Raw genomic sequence first — 24092 nt, 5'->3', positions numbered from 1 at the left:
CCATCGATGAAGAAATCAACGGTGTCCACTGTTCCCAAAGAGATATTCCAAGGCCAGTTGCAGCACGCATCAAACGGTGGGGTGGGCGAAAAGGCGAGGGCCTATGGTTCGAGTGTCCGTTTTTATGGCGATTTCCCTTTCATTGGTTTCGTCGGGCCTGCAGCACAGTAAACAAGCACATGCCGGTCAGCATGGCCAGCATGAACACGATCCCTTGCCAGCGCCCTGTCAGCAGAATTGCCACTGCGGGGCCGGGGCAAATGCCTGCTAATCCCCAGCCGACTCCAAACACCAGACTCCCGCCGATCAAACGGGTATCCAACTCCCGTTTGACCGGTAGCTGCATTGGCCTTCCCAGCAGCGAACGGGATTGTTGGCGTGCCCAGGCTAGCGGCCCCACGGCGATGCCAATGGCCCCGATCATGACCAAAGCCAAGGAGGGGTCCCATGCACCGGCTACATCCAGGAAGGCCAGTACTTTCACCGGATTGGTCATGCCAGCCAGGAGCAGGCCGATGCCGAACAGCAAGCCTGCAATGAATGCACTCAGTTTGATCACGTTCACCCCCCGAGCAGATGACGCACGATAAACACCGTGGCGAAACCACTGAACATGAAGCACGCGGTAGCGACCATCGATCGTGGCGAGAGACGCGATAGGCCGCAAACGCCATGTCCACTGGTGCAACCCGAGCCGTATCGTGTACCGATGCCCACCATCAAGCCGGCCAAGGAAAGTCCAAACCAGCCGCTCTTGAACTCAATTGGCGGCAGCGAGGAAAACAAACGCCATACAAGCGGGGCAATCGCCAGGCCCAGGAGAAAAAGTGCTTTCTCACTCACGCCCTCACTCCCACGCTGCAAAAGACTGCCAATCAGACCACTGATACCGGCGATACGCCCGTTGAAGATAACGAAAAGACTGGCAGCCAGACCAATCAATGCGCCTCCTGCAAGAGACGACCAAGGAGTGAAGTTCAGCCAGTCGACGTTCATGAAGCCTCTCCGGAGCAAAGAGCGATTGATCAGAGGTGACACATCTGCGCCAGGTGATCGGTTGATCCGTTAGCCACGGCGGAAGTCTTCCAACAAGCCTGCAGCGGTTAGGGGCGGCAGGTTTGATCTTTGTCAAAAATAGTCGATCGAACGAAGCCTGACATGCAGTTGTGTGGACATCGCCCGATAACGAAATTATTGACCATGATCAATCTTTTGCCGGTCTCTACGGTGCAGTCTTGAGGATGTGCAGCGCACGGCTTTTTCACTGAAGGAGCAATAGCCGTCAAGGAGGTCGCGATAAAGCCGGAAGGCTTTGCGTGCTGTTTCTCAAAGCAATACGGAGGTCTTTATGATCATTGATATCACGGAGCAACCGGCAAGCCATTGCTGGGTCGTGTGCATGGATGCCTTGCAAGTGAACTTCAACAGTCTGTGCGAAGCACAGGCATTTGTGGGTCTACTCAAGGCACGTATCGAGGCCCCGCATATCTGGCCCAGTGTCGCTGACCTGGCAAAAGAACCCATTCGGATGCCTGAGCGGCAAATGGCTCGCGCCCATAACAAAGATATCAATGAGCAGGCATGGGGATTTCCTGACGGACATCGCGTGCGTAACTGACAAATATCAAATGACCGGAACAGGCATTGATCAATCTGTGACTCTGGTTCTGGATTGTAATGGCCGCGTGCCGAGGTGCCCCATGCCGCAGACTCAACGTTTACTCTTGATCGCCCCTCCAGCCATGACTCGTACCCCGTCCTTCGACAGGGCTGCAGCGTTGGCGCTGGCGATGCAATTACCCTTGCACATCGTGGCGTTCGACTATTCACAGGCCCTGTCGGTGGCAGGGCTGTTCGCCCCTGAGCAATTCGATTTGGCTCGAGACGGCTATCTGCACACCCATCGCCAATGGCTCGCCGACCAGGCCGCATTGATGAGGAAACATGGGGTGCAGGTCACTACCGAGGTGATGTGGGTGCAAGATCCCTACGAGGAGATCCTGACCTTTATCAACGAGATGCCGCTGAAACTCATCATCAAGGATGCTCAGGAAGAATCGGCGTTCAAGCGCGTATTTTTTACCCCGCTGGATTGGCAGTTGCTGCGTGACTGTCCTGTACCGGTGCATCTGGTGACCACGCCGCTCAATGCTCGACCGCATAAGTTACTGGCCATCATTGATGTGTTTCGCGATGAGGATCAGGGCCATGTGCTTAACGACCAGATTATCGACGCAGCCTCGAAACTGGCGGCGATCTGCGATGCCAGCCTTGACCTGCTGCACGTTTATGACTGGACGTCCGCATACGTTCACGACATGGGTTTTGGCGCGTTGCCTTTGGCAACCGGGATATACGAAATGTTGGGCGCGGCCCAACTTGAAGCCTTTGCAGCCATCGCTGAGCGCCACGGCGTGCCACCGCAGCGCAGGCACTTCATCGAAGGTGCTCCGGTGCCGAGCATCTGTGAATTTGTTGGCGAGAACCATACCGATGTCATCGTCATGGGTACGGTGCAGCACAAGGGCCTGAGCAAACTGCTGGGCACCACGGCCGAGCAACTTCTGCACCGGGCGCCCTGCAGTTTGCTCGCGATCAAACCACAAAAAATGCTGCAATCCTGACGCTGAACGGAGGTGTGTGATGGGAAATTACCAACGTTTTCTATTGATCGCCGATCAATCTTTGCATGAGTCACCTGCACAACAGCGCGCGGTTGCATTGGCCATGGAAGCAGGGGCTGTACTGGATGTGCGAGTCTTTGTCGAACCTGCGCCGGTGATTCATTATTTTGAAGAACAGGTCGACGATGCACAGCAACAGCGTTATGTGCGTCGCTACCGTCGCTGGGAAGCCGAAGAACTGGACCGGCTCAGCGACCTGGGTTTACAGGCAACGGTTAAAGCCGTCTTCACTACCCATCCGTTGCTGGATATTTTGAAGACGGTCGAGAATCTCAAACCCGACCTGTTGATCAAGGATGTCACCCTTGAGCCAGCGCTCAAGCGGGTATTCATTACGCCACTTGATTGTCACTTGTTGCGTGAATGCCCAATCCCCGTGCATCTGGTCAACCAGGTTCGCTACAGCTTGCCGCACAGGGTTGTTGCGGCAGTGGACCCATTCGATCCTTCGACACAAATCAGCGGATTGAACGATACGATCATTCAGACTGCGAACGCCTTGGCCCTGCAATGCGATGCGCCGTTACACCTGCTGTACGCCTATGATTTGTCGCCCGTTTTCAATAGCGACGCACCACTGGCCGGGGGAGGGTGGGGCGTGGACCTGATCGAGGAACTGCGTCAATCCTTGCACCAGGCGTTTATCGCACTGGCGCAGCGCTATAGCGTACCGCCAGAGCGTCGGCATTTCGTCATGGGGTTGCCGGTGCCGGTTATCAGTGAGTTTGTCGAGCAATACCTGGCTGATGTCGTGGTAATGGGCACGGTGCACCGTACGGGTTTTGACCGGCTGATTGGCAGCAACACAGAGCGCGCGCTGTACTCCGTGCCTGGCAGCATTCTGGCGGTCAGGGCCAAACGCTGACGTATCCATAAGCGGTTTGCGTCAAATATTTCCGTCACCCGGAGATTTATCATGAGCCTGTATCAACGCTTGTTGCTGATCATCAATCCGGTACTGCGTCATTCCCCAGCCGTGAGCCATGCAGCATCCCTGGCCAAGGCCTGCGGGGCGAGTTTGCATATCACCGCGCTGATCCCTTCGTTCAAATGGTTGTCGCTGCTTGAGGAGGGCGATCGAATATTGGCTCGCGAGCGATACCTGCAGGACCATCGCGACTGGCTTGAGTCTCAGGCTGAGAGTGTGCGAGGCCGGGGAATTGAGGTGACCACGCAAGTGGCATGGGCTGAGGATCTGAAGCAAGACATTATCGATCACGTGACGGATATGCAGCCCGACTTGTTGATCAAGGAAATTGACCATGCGTCAAGGCTCAAGCGGGCCTTTTTCACGCCTTTGGACTGGCATTTGTTGCGACACTGCTCGGCACCGGTTTATCTGATGGGTAACACCGGCTTGAACCTGCCTGGCAGAGTTGTCGCGGCTGTCGAAGTATCGGATGTCGAGTCAGCCGGCGACGAACTGAATGAACAAATCATCAAGCAAGCTTGCAATCTCGCCATGCAGTGCAATGCCGAATTGCATTTGCTGTACGCCTGCGATATTTCGGCCGATTTTCTGGCGGACATGGACGGTCTCACGCTCGCTGACCTGACCAAAGCGCTTCGACGAGACCTGGAAAAGTCTTTCCTTCGCCTGGCAGATCAGTTCGGCGTGCCTGCAGATCGTCGGCATTTCATAGACGGTCATCCGGTCAAGGTTTTGTGTGAGTTCGCTGATGAACACAACGTGGATGTGATCGTAATGGGCAGGGTCCAGTCCAAGGGATTAAACAAGCTCCTGGGCAGCACGACCGAGCATATTCTGTATCAAGCGCCATGCTGCGTGTTGGCGGTTTAGAGCGAGCTTGTAGAGCGCCGATGCGAACGAGTGGCAACTATTTGCGTTTCCAGTATTTCTGCATTTCCAGAAACAGGAAGGAGGCTGTCCAGGTAATGAGTACCAGCCCGGTCAGCGCTTGCAGCCCGGTCAAATACTTGATGTCGCCCACGGGTGAAATATCACCGAAGCCGATCGTCGTGTACGTCGTGAAGGAAAAGTAGACGCAATCCATCAGTGAACCGTCGAAGCTGCCCGTCAGAGTGCCCCATTTACCAGCGTGCACCATGAGGTAGTAAACCAATGCAAAGCACCAAACCTCTGTCGCGTGGGCAACCAGGGCGCCGAATACGCCAACGACAATCCTGAAGCGGCTCCACAACTTGAGCCGGGGCAGCCAATCGTTCAGTCGTAGCAGGCATTCGTAGTGGATCACGACAACGATGATGACCACCAGCATATTGATCAGGGTGACCGCCAACATGGCAAAGCTCCAGGGAGAAGGGGCGGATAGTCGGGGGCACGCGGCATGGAATATGAGGTGTGTAGCGATTCCAGTGATTCCTTTCACCTAGCCGCCGCACCGGGTCCAGTGGTCAATGTATTTCTACAGCAGAAAACCGAAAAAAGGTTGAGCTGAATCAACCATGGATGGACTAGCGAGGGCGAATCGGTGCATTTCTCCGGCTGCTGATTCGTTGATAAAAGTCATGTCCCCCTCGGCGTAACGCCAAATAATCGAATGGCAACCATGACCCAGGGCGAGGTATGTGATGCTCAAGCTCAAACGCATTCTATTGATAGCTCCCAGCGAAATGAGCCATACCCCGGCGTTCGAGCGTGCACATGCGTTGGCATGTGCAACCGGTGCGTTGTTGCACATTGTAGCGTTCGATTATGTCCAGGCATTGGCCGTAGCCGGTTTGCTGGACCACGATGCGATGGCCCAGGCACGAGAAGGCTATTTACAGGTGCACCGTCATTGGCTGGAACAGCAAGCCCGTTTTTACAGGTGCGGCGGCCTTCAGGTGAGTACCGAGGCGGTTTGGGCCCGGTCGAGTCTGACCAACCTGCTGGAGTACATAAGTGACTTCCATCCGGACCTGGTAATCAAGGACGCCCATCACGTGCCAGCACTCGACCGCGTCTTTCACCGGCCTCTGGATTGGCGGCTGTTGCGCGAATGTCCTACCCACTTGCATTTAGTGACCAGTGCCAGAAACCCCAAACCGTTGAAAATCCTGGCCTCGATCGATTTGTCCCATCTCGAGGAGCTGACTCAGGGCTTGAATGACCGAATTGTCGATCTGGCCTCAACTCTGGCGGCCAGTTTTGGCGCCGAGTTGCACTTGCTTAACGTCAGTCGCTGGTCAGAGATCAGCGATGCACCGAGGAGTGTGCCGACAGTCAGCCTTGATGACAGTTTGCGGGACGCCATTGAAGATGCCCAGCAAGAGGCTTTCGACGTGCTTGCCGAACGCTATTGCATCAAGGATGCACATCGACATTTGTTGTCGGGCACGCCCTACAAGGTCATCGAGTTGTTTGCTCACCAGCATGACTTCGACATGCTGGTACTGGGCACGGTCTATCACCCAGGGCCCGACCGGTTTATCGGCGACACCGTTGAACGCCTGTTAAACCGGGCACCGTGCAGTCTGGTGATCGTCAAACCGGTCACTCCATACGGTTGAACGAGCCCCCATCGAGCCCGCAGTTGATAAAAATCAACTGACCCTGGGCCAAAAGGAGCGATCAATAGCGCTCCTCTGAATGTTCAAGGGCAACGGCCATGCGAATCACATTTCTAGGTGCCGCGGGTACGGTCACGGGTAGCAAGTATCTGCTGGAACATGGCAACCAACATGTGCTGGTCGATTGCGGTCTGTTCCAGGGCTACAAGCAATTGCGACTGCACAATCGCGACCCGTTCCAGCTTCCGGTCAGCGACCTCGATGCCATTGTGCTGACCCATGCCCATCTTGATCACAGCGGCTATCTGCCCGTGCTGGTGCGCAATGGATATCGCGGCCCGGTATACGCCACGCCCGCCACCTGTGAATTGGTGAAAATCCTGCTGTTGGACAGTGGTCGCTTGCAGGAAGAAGAAGCGGAGTTTGCCAACCGGCATGGCTTCTCGAAGCACAGCCCGGCGCTGCCGCTTTACACCGAGCAAGATGCTGAGCGAGCCCTGAAACTGTTGCGGCCCGTGGAATTGCACCACAGCGTTAAAATCCTCTCGGACATGTCACTTCTGTTTCGTGGCGCCGGGCATATTTTGGGAGCCGCCACAGTAGAAGTTAAAGCCGGCGGTCTGGCCCTGGTGTTTTCAGGAGATTTGGGACGTCCGGACGATCCATTGATGTTTGCTCCCGAAAAGGTCGAGGAGGCGGATTATCTGCTGGTGGAGTCTACCTACGGTGACCGTCAACATCCGGTCGAGGCGCCACAGGCGCAATTGGCCGACATCATCACCCGCACGGCACTGCGCCGAGGGATAACCCTTGTGCCATCCTTCGCGGTCGGGCGCGCTCAACTGCTGATGTATCACCTGTATCAGTTGAAGCGCAAAAGGGCGATTCCCGATATTCCAATCTACCTCAACAGTCCGATGGCCACCGACGTCACATTGTTGTACCAGCGCTTCCGGAACGAGCACAGATTATCCCTGGAAGACTGCGAGGGCATGTGCCATGTGGCGCAATTCGTCCACACGGTCGATGAGTCGAGAGCGCTTGATCAGCAACGCACCCCGGCGGTGATTATTGCGGCCAGTGGCATGGCGACAGGAGGGCGGGTGGTCCATCACCTCAAGGCACTGGCTCCCAATCCGAATAACACACTGTTAATGCCTGGCTTCCAGGCCGGTGGCACCCGTGGTGCGCAAATTGTTGCCGGCGTCTCTTCGGTGCGTATCCACGGCAAGGACGTGCCGATCCGCGCCGAAGTGGTACCGATGCAAACACTGTCCGCACACGCCGACGCTGATGAAATCATGCAGTGGCTGCGTGGGTTCAAACGACCGCCAAAACATACCTTTGTCGTCCATGGGGAACCTAACGCGTCGGATGTGCTGCGCCGGCGCATCAGTCTGGAGTTGGGGTGGTCGGTGTCGGTGCCGGAGTATCGCGACAACGTGGAACTCTCTAGCGATGACTTCATTGCAAGTTGATCAAGTGAATCCCAAAAGCCACCGCCGTTTGCAGCAGGATCGCCAGCAAGTCAAGAAGCTGGGACTCAGCTTGGCGGAGGTTGATTCAGATCAAACGGTATTTTTCAGTGAGCGCCATTGTTTTGATAAAGATGGTGAGAGATTCAGTCATGTCAAACCACAAGCTTTTCAGCCGGTGTCATGCAGTTCAAGACTGGAGCAAGGCAACGGCACACAAATACCTGCACCGGACGGGCACCCTTTCGTGGAAACGCGAGGCAACCCTCTTGCTGTCGGTCTCGATGGCGTTGATGGCGGGCTACTCAACAGTGTTTAACTTCGCTTCTCACGCGATGCGGGATCTGGTCGACACTTGCACCTTGCGATTAGAAATCGAGTTTGCAAATGCTGAAATAGAGTCCCTTCCAGAAGCCCTGCCTCGGTCATTGTGCGAGTGCGTGGCACATTCGCTCCTCGACAAAAACGGCATGGTGCGCCTGGCCATGCTCAATAAACACCTGCTTGATCCGATGGCCCTGGAACCGGTGACGGGAAAGGACGAGGAGGCCTGCATCAACGCCCTGTGGCTGCCTGATATCGAACTGGCAAAGGGAGAGGCGATTTGAGCCGGCGAGCCATTCAGGCTGACACCGGGACGCAAGATGTGCGAGGTGAAGTGATCTTTCGCCTTGGCTTGCCTGAGAAGGAGCATCGCAGCGTACAGCGCTTGTCATGGGACGGGGCTGCGCTCGGTGTAAAGCAATGAATGAGCCGCGAGTCACGGCACCAGCACGATCGCACCGTTGAATTGACCACTGCGCAATAGCGCCAGTGCCTGATTCGCATCCTCAAGGGAAAACCGGGTGGTGTCGCAGTGCACGTGGGTGTGTTGAAGTTCTTTGAAGAACGCTGTGCCATCGTCGCGGGTCAGATTAGCCACCGATCGTACACTGCGCTCGCCCCATAGCAGCCGATAAGGAAAGGCCGGGATGTCACTCATGTGGATGCCGGCGCAAATCACGCAGCCGCCCTTGACGGTGACGGCGAGCGCCAGCGGCACCAGCGCACCGGCCGGAGCAAAAATCAGGCTGGCATCGAGCAGGTGAGGGGGAGGCTGGTCCGACGAACCGGACCATTTCGCGCCCAGGGACAGGGCATACGCCTGTCCTTGCGTGTCATCCGGACGAGTGAAGGCGTACACCTCCTGACCGCGTCCCCGTGCGACTTGAATGGCCAGATGCGCTGCAGCGCCAAAGCCATAGAACCCGAGATGGCGCGCGCCTTGTGCCATTTGCAAAGCGCGAAAGCCAATTAGCCCGGCACACAGCAGCGGTGCCGCTTCAATATTGGAAAGGGCCTCAGGGATAGAAAAACAGAAGCGTTGATCGGCCACGACGTATTCGGCGTATCCACCGTCCAGATGGCATCCGGTGAACCGCGCCTGATCGCAAAGGTTTTCCCGCCCGGCCTGACAGAACGAGCACTCCCCACACGTCCAGCCAAGCCACGGAACGCCTACCCGTTGGCCGATGCGCTCGGGGTCTGCATGGCTGCCCACAGCGACAACTTCACCGACGATTTCATGCCCCGGCACCCGGGGCAGCACCGCTTGTGGCAATTCTCCGTCCACCAGGTGCAAATCCGTGCGGCAGACACCGCAGGCCAGGACTTTGATCAACAGTTGGTTGGCACTGGGTGCCGGAATGGGGCGGTCTTGCAATTGCAACGGCTGACCGGACGAGTGTAAAACCATGGCGCGCATAGGATGACCGGGATCAACAGGCAGGAGGGCGATGGCAGCCGGCAATCAACTGCTTGAGGCCTTCTGGATTAAGGATTTTGACCTCACGGCCTGAAATTTCTACGAGTGCCTGATCCCGCAAATGTGCGATGCCTCGGCAAATGGTTTCCAGGCGCAGCCCCAGGTAGGAGCCGATTTCCTCGCGGCGCATTTTCAACACGAACTCCGTCGATGAATAGCCACGGGTTTTCAAACGTTGCGACAGGTTTAGCAGAAAGGCTGCCAGACGCTCGTCCGAGCTCATGTTGCCCAGCATCATCAGCATGTCGTGATCACGCACGATTTCCCGACTGAGGATTTTGTTGAAGCTGTGCTGCAGCGAAGGCAGCTCATGGGCAAGTTCTTCCAGGTGAGCAAAGTGGATAGGGCAGACCTCGCTGTCTTCAAGGGCAACGGCATTGCACGCATGCAGGTCCGTGCTGATAGCGTCCAGACCGAGCATTTCGCCGGGGATCTGGAACCCGGTGACTTGTTCGCGGCCATCGACCGACAAAAAGCTGGTCTTGAACGAGCCGATGCGTACCGCATAAAGCGAGCGCAACGGATCGCCTGCCCGGTAAAGCGCCGCGCCCTTTTTGACTTTGAAGCGTTGCACGATCAATGTGTCCAGACGCTCGACTTCCTGGCTTGTCATTCCGATGGGCAGGCACAACTCCATCACACTGCAGGTCGAGCACGCAGTTTTCAGGAAATGCACTTGCAAAGCGCGAATGTCTGGCATTGAGAGGTGACGTCAGTAGGAGTGACTCCCTAAGGATAGGCGTCGAGGAAATTTAGACTCACCGGATTTGCGGATCAACCGGTGTAATCGACGAATGGACCTGCCTTTGCACCCTTTACCCGGGTACCGACGTGGGAAATTGATGTAAATCAAGTCTTAAGCTTCCCAGACTCTCAGACTCGTTCAAAGCCTACCTGGAGCCTGGTCCTTCGGCGGAGAAGTTCATGAGCGATTTCCTGAATGCTGAGCAACTGGAGGGACTGGATGCTTATTGGCGGGCATCCAATTATCTGGCCGTCGGTCAGATTTACCTCAGAGGCAACCCGCTACTCAAACAACCCCTGACCCTGGCGCACATCAAGCCGCGTCTGCTGGGTCATTGGGGGACGACGCCCGGGCTCAACCTGATCTATACCCACCTGAATCATCTGATCAACCGGTACGAGCTGAACATGCTGTTCATTGCCGGTCCCGGTCACGGTGGACCGGCGGTCGTCGCCCAGACTTACCTCGAGGGCACCTACACCGAGTTTTGCCCCGCTGTGGAATGTAATGAAAGCGGCTTGCTGCGCCTGTTTCGCCAGTTTTCGTGGCCTTACGGCATCTCCAGCCATGTCTCGGCACAGATACCGGGATCCATCCACGAAGGTGGCGAACTGGGCTATAGCCTGGCACACGCCTACGGCGCGGCGTTTGACAATCCGGATCTGATTGTCGCTTGTGTCATCGGTGACGGCGAAGCTGAAACAGGGACACTGGCGGCCAGTTGGCACTCCAACAAGTTTCTCAATCCGGCGCGCGATGGCGCGGTATTGCCCATCCTGCACCTCAATGGCTACAAAATCGCCAATCCCACCGTACTGTCCAGAATCAGTGAGAATGAGCTTTCGGCCCTGTTGTATGGCTATGGCTACGATCCGTACTTCGTGGAAGGTGATGAACCCATGCAGGTGCATCAGGCGCTGGCGCAAACACTGGACACGATGATTCTGAAAATTCGTGACATTCAGCTTGAGGCGCGTCGGCCGGGCCGATCCACACCGCCGCAACGGCCACTGTGGCCAATGCTGGTCTTGCGTACACCCAAAGGCTGGACCGGTCCGAAATTCGTCGATGGTCAGCGCGTCGAAGGTACGTGCCGCGCACATCAAGTGCCATTGGCCGACTTTAAGCAGCCGTTACATCTGCGCCAACTGGAGGAATGGCTCAACAGCTACCGGCCGGATGAGCTGTTTGATGAAAACGGTGCGTTGTTGCCTGAGATTACGGCACTGGCACCGACCGGACACCGGCGAATGAGCGCCAACCCCCATGCCAATGGCGGTGTGTTGCTGCGCCCCCTGGATGTGCCGCGATTCAGCGATTATGCCGTGAAGTTTGAAACACCTGGCAGCCTGCGCGTGGAGGCGACACGGGTGATGGGTACGTTTTTGCGCGATGTGATGAAAAACAACCTGACCGCCGGCAATTTTCGCCTGTTCGGCCCGGATGAAACCGCCTCGAACCGGCTCGATGCGGTGTATGAGGTCAGCGCCAAGGCGTGGATGGAGCCACTGGAACCGGACGACCTCAATATGGCCGCCGATGGTCGCGTGATGGAGATTCTCAGTGAGCAGGTCTGCGAGGGCTGGCTCGAGGGTTATCTGCTGACCGGACGTCATGGTCTGTTGTCCTGTTACGAAGCCTTTATCCATATCGTCGATTCGATGGTCAACCAGCATGCCAAATGGCTGAAGACCGCCGCCGACGTGCCATGGCGTCAACCCATTGCTTCGCTTAATTTTTTGCTGACATCCCACGTCTGGCGTCAGGACCACAACGGCTTTTCACATCAAGACCCGGGATTCATTGACCTGGTAGCCAATAAAAAGTCGGACATAGCGCGGATTTATTTGCCCCCCGATGCCAATTGCCTGCTGTCAGTGACGGACCACTGCCTCAGAAGCCGCGATTACATCAACGTCATTGTCGCCGGCAAACAGCTGGAATGGCAGTGGCTGGATATCGATGCAGCCACTGCGCATTGCCAGAAGGGTATCGGTCGGTGGGACTGGGCGTGCCGCAATGATGAGGATCCCGACGTGGTGATGGCCTGCGCCGGTGATGTGCCGACCCTGGAAACGCTAGCCGCTGTCACCTTGTTGCGGGAGTACGTGCCGGATTTGCGGGTGAGGGTGGTCAACGTTGTGGATCTGATGGTGCTGCAGCCGTCGTACCAGCATCCCCATGGCCTGCCGGACAGCGAGTTCGATGAATTATTTACGCGGGACAAACCGGTGATTTTTGCTTTCCACGGCTACCCGGCGTTGATTCACCGTTTGATCTACAAACGCACGAACCATGAGAATTTCCATGTGCGAGGCTTCAAGGAGGAGGGCGCCACGACCACCCCCTTCGACATGGCGGTGATCAACAATCTGGACCGTTATCAGCTGGCACTGGACGTCATTGAGCGTGTGCCTCGTCTGCAGGATCACATGCTGCTCGCCAGGGCGCGATATTGGTCGACGATGGAGCGGCACAAGCTTTATCTGATCGAGCATGGGCAGGACATGCCCGAGGTCTTGAACTGGCAATGGACGCAAGTGGAATGTTGACCGTCGTCAGTGACGCCGCTGCGTATTGAAATCGAGAGTGTCTACACACGTCGTCAGGACCGGGGCACGATTCACCGTGGCGGCTTTGAACGGCAGGATCGGTGGAAACTCTTCAGGCGTGAGCGTTTCTTTCTCCAGTAGCAGAAGTGCACCAGCGTCCAGATCTGCCCGACGACCTTCGAGCAAGGCCGTTGCCCGATGGTAGCCTTCGTCGAGCAGGGCACGAATCTCCAGGTCGACCTCCCTGGCTGTTTGTTCCGAATAATCTTTATCCATGGCGCTCGGCATGTGTTCGCCAAGAAAGGACGCGCTTTGCCGCTCCAGCACCGACTGGCCGAGCGTGGCACTCATGCCAAACCGGGTTATCAGCTGTCGGGCGATATCAGTGGCCCGCGCCAAGTCATCAGCCGCCCCGGTGGATATCTGACCAAACACGAGGTGTTCGGCGGCGCGTCCTGCCATGAGAACGACAATCCGGTCCTTGAGCATTTGGCAACTGATGAGGAAGCGGTCTTCGGTCGGTCGCTGCAGCGTATAGCCCAGTGAACCCACAGCGCGGGCACGATTGAGACCTTATGGACCGGGTCCATGGCTGGCAGGCCGCTCGCCGCCAGGGCGTGCCCCATCTCATGAAACGCCACCACTCGACGTTCATCGGGGCGCAGCACGCTGCTTTTGCGTTCAACCCCGGCAACGATACGCTCTACGGCAGCCGTGAAGTCGTCCAGGTTGACCGCATCAGCACCGCGACGTGTCGCCACGATGGCGGCTTCATTGACCAGGTTGGCCAGATCGGCGCCGGTAAAACCCGTGGTGATGTCAGCAATGCGGTCGTTGTCGAGGTCCGGCGAGACCGTTATTTTTTGCAGATGGACCTTGAGTATTGCCTGACGACCTTTTCGGTCCGGGCGGTCGATCAGCACCTGGCGGTCGATTCGTCCAGCACGCAGCAGTGCCGGGTCCAGAATCTCCGGTCGATTGGTCGCGGCCAGCAATACAACGCCCTCACGAGGGTCGAATCCATCGAGTTCGGACAGTAACTGATTGAGCGTTTGTTCTTTTTCGTCATTGCCACCAAAGGCACCGACGCCCCTCATCTTTCCCAGCGCATCCAGTTCATCGATGAAGATGATGCAGGGGGCGGCCTGACGTGCCTGTTCGAACAGATCGTGGACTCGAGCGGCCCCCACCCCAACGAACATTTCGACAAACTCAGATCCCGAGATCGAAAAAAACGGTACGCCGGCTTCACCGGCAATAGCTTTAGCCACCAAGGTTTTTCCGGTTCCGGGCGGCCCAACCAGCAGTGTGCCTTTAGGGATGTGCGCTCCCAGGCGCGCATATTTTGTCTTGTCTTTGAGGAACGAGACGATTTCCACCAACTCAGCCTTGGCTTCATCGATACCCGCCACATCGGCAAACGTGATGCCGGTATCGCGCTGGACGAATACCTTGGCCCTGGACTTTCCGATGCTCATCAGGCCACCGAAGCCTTGTTTTTCTGCCAGACCGCGGAACAGGAAATGCCAGATCACCATGATCAAAACGAAAGGCAGCAGCCATCCGAGTAATCCGATCAGGTGCGTATTTTCCTGTACGCCGGTAAACCCGACCCCCGAATGGGCGAGATCCGCCGCGAGTGCCGGATCTACTCGGACGGTTGAGAATTGAGTATGCCCATCAATGGGTACCTGCAGTTTGCCGCTGATCCTTTGCTGTTCCACTCGCAAATCGCTGATCTTTTGCTCGTTCAGCAGTTGCAAAAAGTCGCTGTATGGGATGGGCTGAACGACATGGCGTTCAACAAAAAGAAACTGCAGCAGACCAAACACGATGAAGGCGATCGCAAAGTAAGACAGGTTCCATTGTTGATTTTTCTTCATGGCCTTGGCTCGCGGAAAAGGCAGTGTGGAAGGGCACCCAGTGTCAGAAAAGCCCGGAGGAAACTGGATCTCTCCGGGCCATTGGTTCAAGCGATAAGCAAATGATCTTCCACCTTGTTTACGCCGGGTACCGACCAGGCGGCACGCTCCGCGATTTGACGCTCACGCCACAGATGCACCTTGCCTTCGAGTTTGACTACATTGCCTTCAACCTTGATATGAATCCCCTTGGCGTCAACTTCGGCATTGCGCTTGAGCGCTTCTTCGATGCGTTTTTGAATATCGCCCACGTCAACCCGGGGACGAAGCGTGAGACGGTTGTCCACGCCCACCACACCGGACAGTTTGCGCACGGCCCGCTCCACGATTTCCTTCTGGTACTGCCAGTCGACCTGACCTTCCAGGCTGACCCAGCCGTTTTCCACAATGACCTTGACGGCGCCCACGGGAAGATCGGAACTCCAGTCGATGATGTTCAGCGCACGATTGGCGATGGTGTCGTCCGCCGTGCCGGCTCCCTTGTCCAGTCGTACCTGAATTTCTTCGGCCAGTGCACGCACGCCTGTAACCGCCTTGACTGCTCGCTCGGCGCTGACTTTCTGAGCGTAGTTGGTGACGTGGCCGGTCAGGGTGACCACACCTTTGTCTACGGCGACGCCAATGTGGGCGGCATCAATGTCGGGCTGGAATTCGAGCTCTTCCAGAATGGTTTTTCGCAGGCTCAAGTCGTTCATGACGATGTCCTCGGTTGAAGGGCGGTATTTGCCCATTTCCCTTTTTTACGCCTGGGCACCGTCGGGGTATTGAGTTAAATCAATAAGGTGCCAACGTACGTGCCAGTCGGAAGAAGTAAGACGTATCGCGGGTTTTGAGTCCATGCGCCTCTGCAAATCTTATCCCCGCCTATCGTATGTCCTGCGCCGACGTAACTGCTTGAATAGAGTTTGACGTGCAAGTGTTTACGAGTAGCGACAGCGTCTGATTCAGCGGTATCGAACAGCCTTGATACCGATGATGTTAACAATATAAATCCCCCGGTCAGTGTACCTGCCGGGGGCGAGTTGTCTGGTTCAACCGGCTTTGATCGGCACGACTTTGTCCGCTTTCATGGCTTCCGGCTTTTTCGGCAGCGAGAGGCTCAGCACACCTTTGCTGAAGCTCGCCTCGATCTTATCGGCATCGACGCCTTTGGGAAGGTTGAAAACCCGCTCGAAGGAACCATAGTGACGCTCGCTGAGGTAGTAGCCTTTACGTTTTTCTTCCTTGTCTTCTTTCTTTTCCCCTTTGATGATCAGGCTGCCATTGGACAGTTTGACCTCAATATTTTTCTCATCCATGCCGGGCAGTTCGGCCGTGATTTCGAAACTCTTGTCTTTTTCGGTGATGTCCACGGCAGGCAGACTGTGACCGATGTGTTCTCGCCGCCAGAGCGGATCGACATCAAACAAGCCACGGCCAAAGGGTGACAGGCTTGAATGGTGATTGAAGTCTTCGAACAGGTGATCGACGTGTTGCCGGAGTTGTTCCAGAGGGCGCCAAAGATCAGTGACCACTGAATGCTCACGGGCTTTATCGTCGTGAGTCACGGGCATTTTTTTCGCGGAATTGCTCATGTTTACATTCCTCTTAGATGAAGGTGGCTGCCGGCATCACATCTGTCGATCCACTTTGAAAGAACAGAGCGAAGGCCCAGGGGCTGCACCTTGTAATTGCGTGGTCATGGCACTCTGCGCCTGACGCGAGGTGTGCAGGCATCGAATCTGATGACGCAACGACTGTCTCTAATTTCTCCTGAACGACCCAAGCGTGTTTGATTTAAATCAGAAAGAGGGCACACACCTGTTTTTTCCATATGCCGCCTTCACTCGGCTTGTGTTCAACTTCAATCAATGAGCCCCATCGGACACGTCAGGCATTCCAGACCTAAGCTCTGCAGAGGCGTCGCTGACTTGAGTCGTTGATGTCACCCTCACGTTCAAGCCACCGGCGGTATGTGCAACGCCAATCGTTTTTTCAGGTACTCGCTTCGATGCTCAGTAAATGGCCAGACCCAGCGCTGTTGTTGCTCACCGCCTTGACGTTGCTGGTGGGGGGCGCTGCGCACCTTGGGCAGAAACCTGACTGGGCATCACTATGCTGGGCTGCAGGAAGCGTGGTGATGGCGGTGATCCTGCTCGTCGAGATTGCCCGGCGACTGGCTCGAGGGGAGGCAGGTGTCGACTTGATCGCATTGCTGTCGATAGTCGCTGCGCTGCTGTTCCAGCAGACATTGGTCGCGGCGGTGATCGCCTTGATGCTGGCATCCGGGCGGACGTTGGAATTTTTCACCACACAGCGCGCCGAACGCGAACTGCGAGCCCTCGTCGACCGCGCGCCACGGACGGCCTGGTTGCAGGAGGAGGGCGGCTTACGCCAGATCCCTGTCGAGCAAATCCAGCCACATCAAACAATTCTGGTACGGCTGGGAGAGGTCGTGCCAGTCGACGGCTGCCTTCTGAGTGCGGCAGCCATACTGGACGAGTCGGCACTGAGCGGGGAGTCGTTACCGGTCACCCATCAGGAGGGAGAGTTACTGCCCAGTGGGGTATCCAATGTGGGTGCACCCTTCCTGCTCACGGCCACAAGAACGTCAGCGCAAAGCACCTATGCCGGCATTGTCCGGCTGGCCGAGGCCGCGCGCCGTTCGCGTGCTCCTTTTGTGCGATTGGCTGACCGCTATGCGTTGTATTTCATACCGCTGACGTTGCTGATTGCCGCAGTGGCCTGGCAAGTGAGTGGTGATCCCTTGCGAGCATTGGCGGTGCTGGTGGTGGCTACACCTTGCCCGTTGATCCTGGCGGTACCCATTTCCATCATGTCTGGCATTTCGAGGGCGGCACGGCGCGGGATCCTGATCAAGGATGGCGCGACGCTGGAAGCACTGGCCGGGGTAAAACAGGTATTTCTCGACAAGACCGGCACGCTGACCAGCGGCCATGCCCGCCTGCAGTCGATAGAGATCAATGGACTCGGCGATCCGCAACGCCTGCTAGGCCTGGCGGCTTCGCTGGCGCAAGCCTCGACTCATCCCATCTCCCAGGCCATTGTCGAAGCGGCGCATCAGCGCCAATTGCCCCTCAGCGTGCCGCAGGACGTAGAGGAAAACCCGGGCTCGGGGCTTTGTGGGCGCGTCGATGGCGTGCAGGTGCGTTTCGGTACGTTGTCTTTTGCTGATGACGACAACCCTGCAACCGAATGGGCCTCAGCCATGCTGCGCCACATGGATTACCTGGCGTGCAGCGGAAGCTTCATTGACGTGGATGGAAAACTCGCCGGCCTGCTCGTTTTCTCGGACAACGTTCGGCGCGAAACCCCGCAGACTTTGCGTCGACTGCGCAACAGAGGTATCGAAAAGATCGTCATGCTCACCGGCGATCGGCTGGAAACCGCGCAGATGATTGCACTGTCTGCCGGGATTGATGAACTGCGTGCCGGGTTGACCCCAGAAGAAAAAGTGCGTGCTGTTGAGCAAGGTTGCCTGCGTGCCAGCACGCTGATGGTTGGCGACGGCATCAACGACGCTCCCGCACTGGCAGCGGCCAACGTCGGTGTGGCCATGGGGGCCGGCGGTGCCACTGCTTCTGCGCAAGCCGCTGGAATTGTGCTGCTGGTGGATCGTCTGGATCGTCTGGTCGAGGCACTGGACATTGCCCGACGCACCCGCTACATCGCCCACCAGGGTGTACTGGTCGGGATGGGCATGTCGATGCTGGCCATGCTGGTGGCAGCCCTCGGTTATCTACCGCCACTAATTGGCGCCGTGGTGCAGGAGGGCATAGACGTGGTCATCATCCTTAACGCCTTGCGGGCACTGGGGCCGTTGTGGGGACGCAGAAAACAAAAACTTACCGAAGAGCAAATCGACCGCCTGCAAGACGAACACCAGCAACTCTCCACCGTGCTGAGCGATCTGCACCACCTGGCCAACGACTTTGCCCAGCGCCCGCTTGCGCAAGCATGTAGCGACTTGCTGGAACTGGTCAACAAACTGCAGTCATCACTGGCGCAGCATGAACATGAAGATGAAAACGCACTGTATCCGCTGCTGACAAGAAGCATGCCGGGGGAGGACCCTATGTCCGCCATGAGCCACGCTCACCGTGAGATTTTCCGACTTATTCATTTGCTTGCGCGTATGAGCAAAGACTTCAGTGCCGCCCCCGCAACGACATCTGCCGACCAGATCCAGCATCAGTTGATCCGTTTGGATACCCTCGTGCGACTGCACTTTGATCAGGAGGAGGAACTGTTTCGTTATCTGGATTGGCGCTAGACAATCACGTCTTGCAAAAGGGGAAGGAATTAATCAGGCATTCCAGCGCCAGAGGCAAACATCGGCAAGCGCTGCAACATCCAGGTCAGCAGCTCTTGCGCGGGCGCGGCCAACGGTCTGCCGGATTTCACCAGTAGTTTTGCTTCAACCCCAAGAAACAACGGATGGTCGATCGATACCGCTGCCAGGCTTCCGCTGGCGATTTCCCGATACGCCGCGAATTCTCCGAGCAACGAAGCAAAATCGCCGCCTTCCACCATGCGTTTGAGCGCTGCCAGGGAGTTGCTGACGAGTACCGGGCGGATTTCAATTTTTTCGGCATATTCGAGCATCTTGATCGCATGCCCGATACCAAACGTCGTGGGCGTCAGGACCAGTTGGCAGGCGCGGATTTCTTCAATGGTTGCCTTTGTGCCTCGTGATGCCAACGGATGATCCGGGCGAACCAACAGCATCACCGGTTGTGAAAACGTTGCGCGATAGTCGATGTGCGGATGCGGCGGCGGATTGTAGGCAAGGCCGATGTGCGCACGGTTTTCGGCGACTTCGTTGAGGACGTCGTCGACAGGCAGGATGTCCAGCCGCACATCGAGCTTGGGGTACTGCTTGCAGAATGGCGCTAGCACGTTGTCGACCAACGCATCGACATAGCCCTCGCTGATGACGACGCGCACATGGCCTTGCTGCAGGCCCTTGATCGCCTGCAACTGATCTTCGAGTTTTTCCTGGTGCGATCGGTAGCCGCGCCAGAACTCCAGCAGGTGCGCCGCGGCCTCAGTGGGCTGAACGCCACGCGCCTGGCGCTCGAACAGTTTTGCGCCAATTTCCTCTTCCAGCAGCTTGATCTGGCGCGTGATCACCGATGGCGATGTATTGATGTTGTCGGCTGCGCCACGAATCGATCCGTGGGTCAGCACTTCATGAAAATACCTGAGCCGTTGCTGATTGATTTCGCGCATTCCGGGACTCTCTTCAGAAATATAGCGTTGCCTGTGGAGCAACACTACACGAACTTAGTTGCTCTTGCTGGGCAGGAGGCGTCGGTGCAACATTCTTTGGCACGAACTCATACCTACAACAATAACGGGAGATTTCCATGGCAACTCTTCAGACGCCGGCACGAAGTGATGTCCTTTCTGCCCTGTACCGCAAGCTCAACTTGCGGCTGCTGCCACTCCTGTTCATCTGTTATGTCTTTGCGTACCTGGACCGTATCAACGTCGGGTTTGCCAAACTGCAGATGCAAAATGACCTTGGGCTGTCCGATGCAGCGTATGGGGCGGGCGCCGGGATTTTCTTTCTGGGGTATGTGCTGTTCGAGTTGCCAAGCAACCTGATGTTGCCAAAGGTAGGAGCAAGGAAAACCTTCAGCCGCATTCTGGTGTGTTGGGGCATCACCTCGGCCTGCATGTTGTTTGTGGACAGTGTGCCGATGTTTTACGCCATGCGTTTTCTACTGGGTGTGTTCGAAGCCGGCTTTGCACCGGGCATGATTTATTACCTGTCCTGCTGGTACGGCCCCAAGCGTATGGCGCGAGCCATTGCGATCGTGTTTATCGCCGGACCTATTGGCGGCATTATTGGCGGCCCTCTGTCTGCGTGGTTGATCACCACATTCGAAGGTGTTGGCGGTCTGGCCGGCTGGCAGTGGATGTTTTTGATTGAAGGCTTGCCGTGCGTCTTACTCGGCGTGTTGACCTTTTTCATCCTTTCCAATCGACCTGCTGAGGCAAACTGGTTGAGCCATGAAGAAAAGGGCTTGCTGGCCAGCGAGCTGGGTGAATCGACCGGGCGCGTCCATTCGTTCCGCGGGGTGTTGCGCGACCCGAAAATCTACATCCTTGCCAGCGCCTATTTCTGCATCATCTTCTCGATCTACGCGTTGAGTTTCTGGCTGCCGGCCATCCTCAAGGCACAGGGCGTCAACGACACCATGCAACTGGGCTGGTACGCCGCGCTTCCGTATGCCGCTGCCGCTTGCGGCATGTACTGGATAGGGCGCCGATCCGACCGTGTTGGTGAACGACGCTATCACTGCGCAGTGCCTTCGGGCATCGGTGCGATTTTGCTGCTTATGTACCCCTTTGCAGACGGCAACCTGATGGCTGCGCTTGCATTGTTGACCCTGGCCACCGCCATGATGTTCATGGCCTACACCGTATTGTGGGCAATGCCCTCAGAACACATCAAGGGCGAGGCGGCGGCAGGTGGCATTGCCTTGATTAATACCATCGGTCTTTCCGGCGGCTTCTGGGGGCCGGCAGTAATCGGCTGGGCAAAAACGGCAACCGGCAGCGCAAATCTCGGCGTTGTTATCGTGGGGTGCGTGTTTCTGTGCGCAGCATTAGTGATCCTGTCGACCAAGCCGAAAACCCGTGACGTCGCGATTTCAAAATACAGTGCGGGTTGATCCGTCAACATCCGCACCCTTTGCAATGTTCCGCAAGGAACACTTTAAAAGAGAGACCTCAAATGCTTTTACATCTGTCGACCTGGGCCGAGATCGGTCAATTTCTTCAACGCAGCCGCACCATCGTGATACCGATCGGTTCGAACGAACAGCACGGTCCTACCGGTCTTCTGGGAACCGACTGGATGTGCCCGGAAATCATCGCCGGTGAAGCGCAAAAAAACGCAGACATCCTGATTGCACCGACCTTTAACATCGGCATGGCTCAGCACCATCTTGGGTTCCCTGGAACCATCTCGCTGCGTCCGTCGACCTTTATTGCGGCGATCGGAGATTGGGTCCGCTCACTGGCCGCTCACGGGTTTGAAAAAATTCTCTTCCTCAATGGCCACGGTGGCAACGTTGCATCGATCGAGGCGGCGTTCTCTGAGCTCTACGCCGAAGCCAGCTTCGCTCGACGCCCATCAGGTTTCGCGCTGAAGTTGTGTAATTGGTGGGACCTTGAAGGGGTAGGGGATCTCGCGCGCGAGCAGTTCCCTACGGGGCACGGCATTCATGCCACGCCGTCCGAAATCGCGGTCACACAATGGGCCTACCCGGGTTCGATTAAATCGGCTGAGTACGCGCCGCAGATCGCGCCTTGGGGTCCGATCCGCGAAGCAATGGACTTCCGAGCACGCCATCCCGATGGCCGCATGGGCTCCGACCCGGCGCTGGCGACGCCGGAAAAGGGCCGTGAACTGGTAATGTTGGCAGCACGAAGCCTGGTGCGGGAGCTGGATGCTTTCAGCCGTGAGTCAATACCCGTCTAAAGGTGCGGATATTCAATTTGGGCCAACGCCCGGAAAATCTGGGCGTTATTACATTGAAGCACATGATTTAACAAGTGGGCGATGTCAGATGTTCATAAGCCGCTCGCAGGACTACTGCTGCTGACCAGATGCTTTTGAAATGAATGCGGCTGTTCATCGATTCTTGTTCATGGCTGCCGACTTTCTGGCGCATAGCCGCGAAATCAGCAAAGGCTGGGCTACGGCGTTGTTGCATTGGCGACGTTCGATCAGCAAGTGGGCAAGCTTAGCGGCATTGAGCATGGCGTTGTTCACTCCGTCGCCGCCAAAAGGTGACATCACGTGAGATGCATCGCCGATCAAGGTCAATCCAGGGCGGTGTACCCAAGAGTGGCCCACCGGCAAGGCGAAAATCGGGCGAACGGCAAATGGAGCGTTCGTTCATGACGGTATGGCTCGAAAGCGAGTCCCACGAGCCCCTGCGGCCGGGCCGACGCATGAGCTACATCGAGCCGATTGTCGACTCGCTCAAGGACGTGCTCTCACCCCGGACGCGCAAACGCCTGAAGCACGCGCTGGCAATTGTCATGGGCATCGAGGCGTTGATCGCCGTGCGCGATATCGGTCGCGCGAGCATCGAAGAGTCCCTCGACACCGCCGCCTGCGCGGCTCGGGCGCTCGTTCGTCAGGCACTGACGGAGGATGAACAGGCGCGACGAAAGCGCAACGCTGCCGAATAAGCGCATGAAGAGGCCTCCACTATTATGCAGGCACTGACTTTCCTATGGCTTGCGATAAAAGAATACGGCGTTCTGCGCGTTAGCTGCACCGAAGGCGTTGCTGAGTGGCTTATTGAGATAAGCCGAGGCAGGGGCGTTAAGAAGGAAGCTGGCAGAGTTCGCCACCAGCATCCCCCAACTGCCGGACTGCTGGGGCTCCCCGGGGATCACCAGGGCCACATGCCCATGACCGGCAGCTTTGAGCAAGGCGATCACTGGCCAGCCGGCGTTGGCAGCACTCTGGGCGCAAAGGTTGTTTTGCTCATCGAAAACCTTGCCGAGGTTCGACCACTTCGACCCAGGGGCATTGACGGTATCCCACATCTGGTTAGCCGACTGATGAGACGTGCCATTGGACTTGAAGTCATTCACGCCGTAGATGGACTCAAGCCCGCGACTCGCAAAAGTGTTACAGGGGCTTTGATCGTTCAGCGGATCGTTCGCTTCGCATTTAAGGAATTGACCGAGTTTGCTGATCGCCAATTGCTTTGCCGCTTCCGACGGGACATTGGCCGGTGGTACCGGACATTGCGCAGCGGCTGTATTAACCAGTATCAGGAAACTCAACGCTAGATATTTCATAGGGTCTTCCTCTTTAACACTATGGTAAGCAGATGCGTTTGCCGTCTACGGTGCCTGGCTGGACGGGCTTGCTCTTTTGCCAGTTCCTTTGCATTAGCGATGTCGCTTGGCAGATCCTTCTGAACTCGGTGTGACGTTTAACGCTAGCTTGGGCTGCAAGGAAATCAAGGGCGAGAAAAACCATGTTCGTTCTGACTTAGGGGAAGTGGCGGTAAACAAGAACGCCGTGCCAATCAGCACCGACCCGCCGTGTGTTACTTGCGGAAGCGATTTATTACCGCTTGGGTTGACACAGTCGACCGAGGTGCAACCGGATTCCAACAGCCACTCGGCCAGCGGCGTTTCAAATACAAGGTACTTCTTCAGGCCTTCGGATTAAACCTGTGAATAAAGTAACAAGCGTTTTTGGATGCCAGTTTATAGCGGACATAGCCGTCGGTCGGATGGTCACTGAAAACCCCAAAAAAACAAGTGACAAACCTTTCACCTGAGCAACCTTGAGCTAGCCTGACATTAACTTTGACAGGATCATGGATCCATTCTGAAACAGAGCATAGGCGGGAGGCCGGCAAGCCAACAACGCAGTCATTGACGAGGTAAA

Annotated in this window: 21 protein-coding genes and 2 pseudogenes; 12 read left to right on the top strand and 11 right to left on the bottom strand. The window is 56.6% G+C overall.

What is annotated here, in order from left to right; all coding sequences use genetic code 11:
- Positions 1–139 precede the first annotated feature (139 nt).
- Together ASD60_RS18280 and ASD60_RS18275 are read right to left on the bottom strand one after the other, a co-directional pair.
- Positions 140–559: a DUF6691 family protein gene (locus ASD60_RS18280; RefSeq protein WP_056855589.1), complete on the bottom strand. Its 420-nt coding sequence runs from the start codon at positions 557–559 to the stop codon at positions 140–142.
- Positions 560–561: 2 nt separating this feature from the next.
- Positions 562–996 carry a YeeE/YedE family protein gene (locus ASD60_RS18275; protein WP_056855346.1) on the bottom strand — a complete coding sequence of 145 codons (435 nt, stop codon included), beginning with the start codon at positions 994–996 and terminating at the stop codon, positions 562–564.
- Between the two features lie 352 nt (positions 997–1348).
- Here ASD60_RS18275 and ASD60_RS18270 point away from each other — a divergent pair, with 352 nt between their 5' ends.
- The 4 genes from ASD60_RS18270 to ASD60_RS18255 all read left to right on the top strand — a co-directional run bounded on the left by ASD60_RS18270 (position 1349) and on the right by ASD60_RS18255 (position 4485).
- Positions 1349–1618, top strand: a complete 270-nt coding sequence (locus ASD60_RS18270) for a hypothetical protein (RefSeq protein ID WP_082557615.1) — start codon at positions 1349–1351, stop codon at positions 1616–1618.
- Positions 1619–1700: 82 nt separating this feature from the next.
- Positions 1701–2624 (top strand): universal stress protein, encoded by a 924-nt coding sequence (locus tag ASD60_RS18265; protein ID WP_056855345.1) that lies wholly within the window; start codon positions 1701–1703, stop codon positions 2622–2624.
- A 19-nt stretch (positions 2625–2643) separates the two neighbouring features.
- Positions 2644–3549 carry a universal stress protein gene (locus ASD60_RS18260; RefSeq protein WP_056855344.1) on the top strand — a complete coding sequence of 302 codons (906 nt, stop codon included), beginning with the start codon at positions 2644–2646 and terminating at the stop codon, positions 3547–3549.
- Positions 3550–3600: 51 nt separating this feature from the next.
- On the top strand, positions 3601–4485 hold the full coding sequence (locus tag ASD60_RS18255) for a universal stress protein (protein ID WP_056855343.1): 885 nt from the start codon (positions 3601–3603) through the stop codon (positions 4483–4485).
- 37 nt (positions 4486–4522) lie between these two features.
- Here the strand turns inward: ASD60_RS18255 and ASD60_RS18250 are convergent, their stop codons facing one another.
- Complete coding sequence (locus ASD60_RS18250) at positions 4523–4948, bottom strand: potassium channel family protein (RefSeq protein WP_056855342.1); 426 nt, start codon at positions 4946–4948, stop codon at positions 4523–4525.
- Between the two features lie 289 nt (positions 4949–5237).
- Between ASD60_RS18250 and ASD60_RS18245 the strand changes: the two genes are divergently transcribed.
- The 3 genes from ASD60_RS18245 to ASD60_RS18235 all read left to right on the top strand — a co-directional run bounded on the left by ASD60_RS18245 (position 5238) and on the right by ASD60_RS18235 (position 8241).
- Complete coding sequence (locus ASD60_RS18245; protein ID WP_056855341.1) at positions 5238–6158, top strand: universal stress protein; 921 nt, start codon at positions 5238–5240, stop codon at positions 6156–6158.
- 98 nt (positions 6159–6256) lie between these two features.
- Complete coding sequence (locus ASD60_RS18240) at positions 6257–7636, top strand: MBL fold metallo-hydrolase RNA specificity domain-containing protein (RefSeq protein ID WP_056855340.1); 1380 nt, start codon at positions 6257–6259, stop codon at positions 7634–7636.
- 149 nt (positions 7637–7785) lie between these two features.
- A complete protein-coding gene (locus tag ASD60_RS18235) occupies positions 7786–8241 on the top strand; it encodes a hypothetical protein (RefSeq protein ID WP_056855588.1) in 456 nt (151 codons plus the stop codon).
- A 152-nt stretch (positions 8242–8393) separates the two neighbouring features.
- Here the strand turns inward: ASD60_RS18235 and ASD60_RS18230 are convergent, their stop codons facing one another.
- The gene (locus tag ASD60_RS18230) at positions 8394–9377 is read right to left on the bottom strand and encodes a zinc-dependent alcohol dehydrogenase family protein (RefSeq protein ID WP_056855339.1); all 984 of its coding nucleotides are present in this window, start codon (positions 9375–9377) and stop codon (positions 8394–8396) included.
- 13 nt (positions 9378–9390) lie between these two features.
- Positions 9391–10137, bottom strand: coding sequence for a helix-turn-helix domain-containing protein (locus tag ASD60_RS18225; protein ID WP_056855338.1), 747 nt, complete (start codon positions 10135–10137; stop codon positions 9391–9393).
- A gap of 224 nt (positions 10138–10361) precedes the next feature.
- On the opposite strand from ASD60_RS18225, the gene ASD60_RS18220 reads away from it, so the two are divergent.
- Complete coding sequence (locus ASD60_RS18220; protein ID WP_056855337.1) at positions 10362–12734, top strand: phosphoketolase family protein; 2373 nt, start codon at positions 10362–10364, stop codon at positions 12732–12734.
- 6 nt (positions 12735–12740) lie between these two features.
- On the opposite strand, the pseudogene ftsH reads toward ASD60_RS18220, so the two are convergent.
- The 3 genes and pseudogenes from ftsH to ASD60_RS18205 form a co-directional block, all read right to left on the bottom strand.
- Positions 12741–14617, bottom strand: a pseudogene (ftsH, locus tag ASD60_RS18215) (ATP-dependent zinc metalloprotease FtsH).
- Between the two features lie 86 nt (positions 14618–14703).
- On the bottom strand, positions 14704–15351 hold the full coding sequence (locus tag ASD60_RS18210; RefSeq protein ID WP_056855587.1) for a BON domain-containing protein: 648 nt from the start codon (positions 15349–15351) through the stop codon (positions 14704–14706).
- Positions 15352–15687: 336 nt separating this feature from the next.
- A complete protein-coding gene (locus ASD60_RS18205) occupies positions 15688–16230 on the bottom strand; it encodes an Hsp20/alpha crystallin family protein (RefSeq protein WP_056855336.1) in 543 nt (180 codons plus the stop codon).
- Positions 16231–16646: 416 nt separating this feature from the next.
- On the opposite strand from ASD60_RS18205, the gene ASD60_RS18200 reads away from it, so the two are divergent.
- The gene (locus ASD60_RS18200) at positions 16647–18929 is read left to right on the top strand and encodes a heavy metal translocating P-type ATPase (protein ID WP_056855335.1); all 2283 of its coding nucleotides are present in this window, start codon (positions 16647–16649) and stop codon (positions 18927–18929) included.
- A gap of 29 nt (positions 18930–18958) precedes the next feature.
- Here the strand turns inward: ASD60_RS18200 and ASD60_RS18195 are convergent, their stop codons facing one another.
- Positions 18959–19888, bottom strand: coding sequence for a LysR family transcriptional regulator (locus tag ASD60_RS18195; RefSeq protein WP_056855334.1), 930 nt, complete (start codon positions 19886–19888; stop codon positions 18959–18961).
- Positions 19889–20025: 137 nt separating this feature from the next.
- On the opposite strand from ASD60_RS18195, the gene ASD60_RS18190 reads away from it, so the two are divergent.
- Together ASD60_RS18190 and ASD60_RS18185 are read left to right on the top strand one after the other, a co-directional pair.
- Positions 20026–21339, top strand: a complete 1314-nt coding sequence (locus ASD60_RS18190; RefSeq protein WP_056855333.1) for an MFS transporter — start codon at positions 20026–20028, stop codon at positions 21337–21339.
- Between the two features lie 62 nt (positions 21340–21401).
- Complete coding sequence (locus ASD60_RS18185; protein ID WP_056855332.1) at positions 21402–22151, top strand: creatininase family protein; 750 nt, start codon at positions 21402–21404, stop codon at positions 22149–22151.
- A 153-nt stretch (positions 22152–22304) separates the two neighbouring features.
- On the opposite strand, the gene ASD60_RS28435 is transcribed toward ASD60_RS18185, so the two are convergent.
- Positions 22305–22469, bottom strand: a complete 165-nt coding sequence (locus ASD60_RS28435; RefSeq protein WP_236708488.1) for a hypothetical protein — start codon at positions 22467–22469, stop codon at positions 22305–22307.
- 77 nt (positions 22470–22546) lie between these two features.
- Here ASD60_RS28435 and ASD60_RS18175 point away from each other — a divergent pair.
- Positions 22547–22870, top strand: a pseudogene (locus tag ASD60_RS18175) (TetR/AcrR family transcriptional regulator); the annotation flags it as partial.
- Positions 22871–22912: 42 nt separating this feature from the next.
- On the opposite strand, the gene ASD60_RS18170 reads toward ASD60_RS18175, so the two are convergent.
- On the bottom strand, positions 22913–23491 hold the full coding sequence (locus tag ASD60_RS18170) for a hypothetical protein (protein WP_056855330.1): 579 nt from the start codon (positions 23489–23491) through the stop codon (positions 22913–22915).
- Positions 23492–24092 lie beyond the last annotated feature (601 nt).

The sequence above is a fragment of the Pseudomonas sp. Root562 genome, from assembly GCF_001427125.1.
Lineage (GTDB): Bacteria > Pseudomonadota > Gammaproteobacteria > Pseudomonadales > Pseudomonadaceae > Aquipseudomonas.
Note: the sequence above shows the minus strand (reverse complement) of the source record. Positions and strands in the feature narration are given on the sequence as shown.

Coding starts and splice junctions, on each gene's coding strand:
- ASD60_RS18275 (WP_056855346.1), bottom strand. CDS start 996: ATGAACGTCGACTGGCTGAACTTCACTCCTTGGTCGTCTCTTGCAGGA.
- ASD60_RS18270 (WP_082557615.1), top strand. CDS start 1,349: ATGATCATTGATATCACGGAGCAACCGGCAAGCCATTGCTGGGTCGTG.
- ASD60_RS18265 (WP_056855345.1), top strand. CDS start 1,701: ATGCCGCAGACTCAACGTTTACTCTTGATCGCCCCTCCAGCCATGACT.
- ASD60_RS18260 (WP_056855344.1), top strand. CDS start 2,644: ATGGGAAATTACCAACGTTTTCTATTGATCGCCGATCAATCTTTGCAT.
- ASD60_RS18255 (WP_056855343.1), top strand. CDS start 3,601: ATGAGCCTGTATCAACGCTTGTTGCTGATCATCAATCCGGTACTGCGT.
- ASD60_RS18250 (WP_056855342.1), bottom strand. CDS start 4,948: ATGTTGGCGGTCACCCTGATCAATATGCTGGTGGTCATCATCGTTGTC.
- ASD60_RS18245 (WP_056855341.1), top strand. CDS start 5,238: ATGCTCAAGCTCAAACGCATTCTATTGATAGCTCCCAGCGAAATGAGC.
- ASD60_RS18240 (WP_056855340.1), top strand. CDS start 6,257: ATGCGAATCACATTTCTAGGTGCCGCGGGTACGGTCACGGGTAGCAAG.
- ASD60_RS18235 (WP_056855588.1), top strand. CDS start 7,786: ATGTCAAACCACAAGCTTTTCAGCCGGTGTCATGCAGTTCAAGACTGG.
- ASD60_RS18230 (WP_056855339.1), bottom strand. CDS start 9,377: ATGCGCGCCATGGTTTTACACTCGTCCGGTCAGCCGTTGCAATTGCAA.
- ASD60_RS18225 (WP_056855338.1), bottom strand. CDS start 10,137: ATGCCAGACATTCGCGCTTTGCAAGTGCATTTCCTGAAAACTGCGTGC.
- ASD60_RS18220 (WP_056855337.1), top strand. CDS start 10,362: ATGAGCGATTTCCTGAATGCTGAGCAACTGGAGGGACTGGATGCTTAT.
- ASD60_RS18210 (WP_056855587.1), bottom strand. CDS start 15,351: ATGAACGACTTGAGCCTGCGAAAAACCATTCTGGAAGAGCTCGAATTC.
- ASD60_RS18205 (WP_056855336.1), bottom strand. CDS start 16,230: ATGAGCAATTCCGCGAAAAAAATGCCCGTGACTCACGACGATAAAGCC.
- ASD60_RS18200 (WP_056855335.1), top strand. CDS start 16,647: ATGCTCAGTAAATGGCCAGACCCAGCGCTGTTGTTGCTCACCGCCTTG.
- ASD60_RS18195 (WP_056855334.1), bottom strand. CDS start 19,888: ATGCGCGAAATCAATCAGCAACGGCTCAGGTATTTTCATGAAGTGCTG.
- ASD60_RS18190 (WP_056855333.1), top strand. CDS start 20,026: ATGGCAACTCTTCAGACGCCGGCACGAAGTGATGTCCTTTCTGCCCTG.
- ASD60_RS18185 (WP_056855332.1), top strand. CDS start 21,402: ATGCTTTTACATCTGTCGACCTGGGCCGAGATCGGTCAATTTCTTCAA.
- ASD60_RS28435 (WP_236708488.1), bottom strand. CDS start 22,469: ATGTCACCTTTTGGCGGCGACGGAGTGAACAACGCCATGCTCAATGCC.
- ASD60_RS18170 (WP_056855330.1), bottom strand. CDS start 23,491: ATGAAATATCTAGCGTTGAGTTTCCTGATACTGGTTAATACAGCCGCT.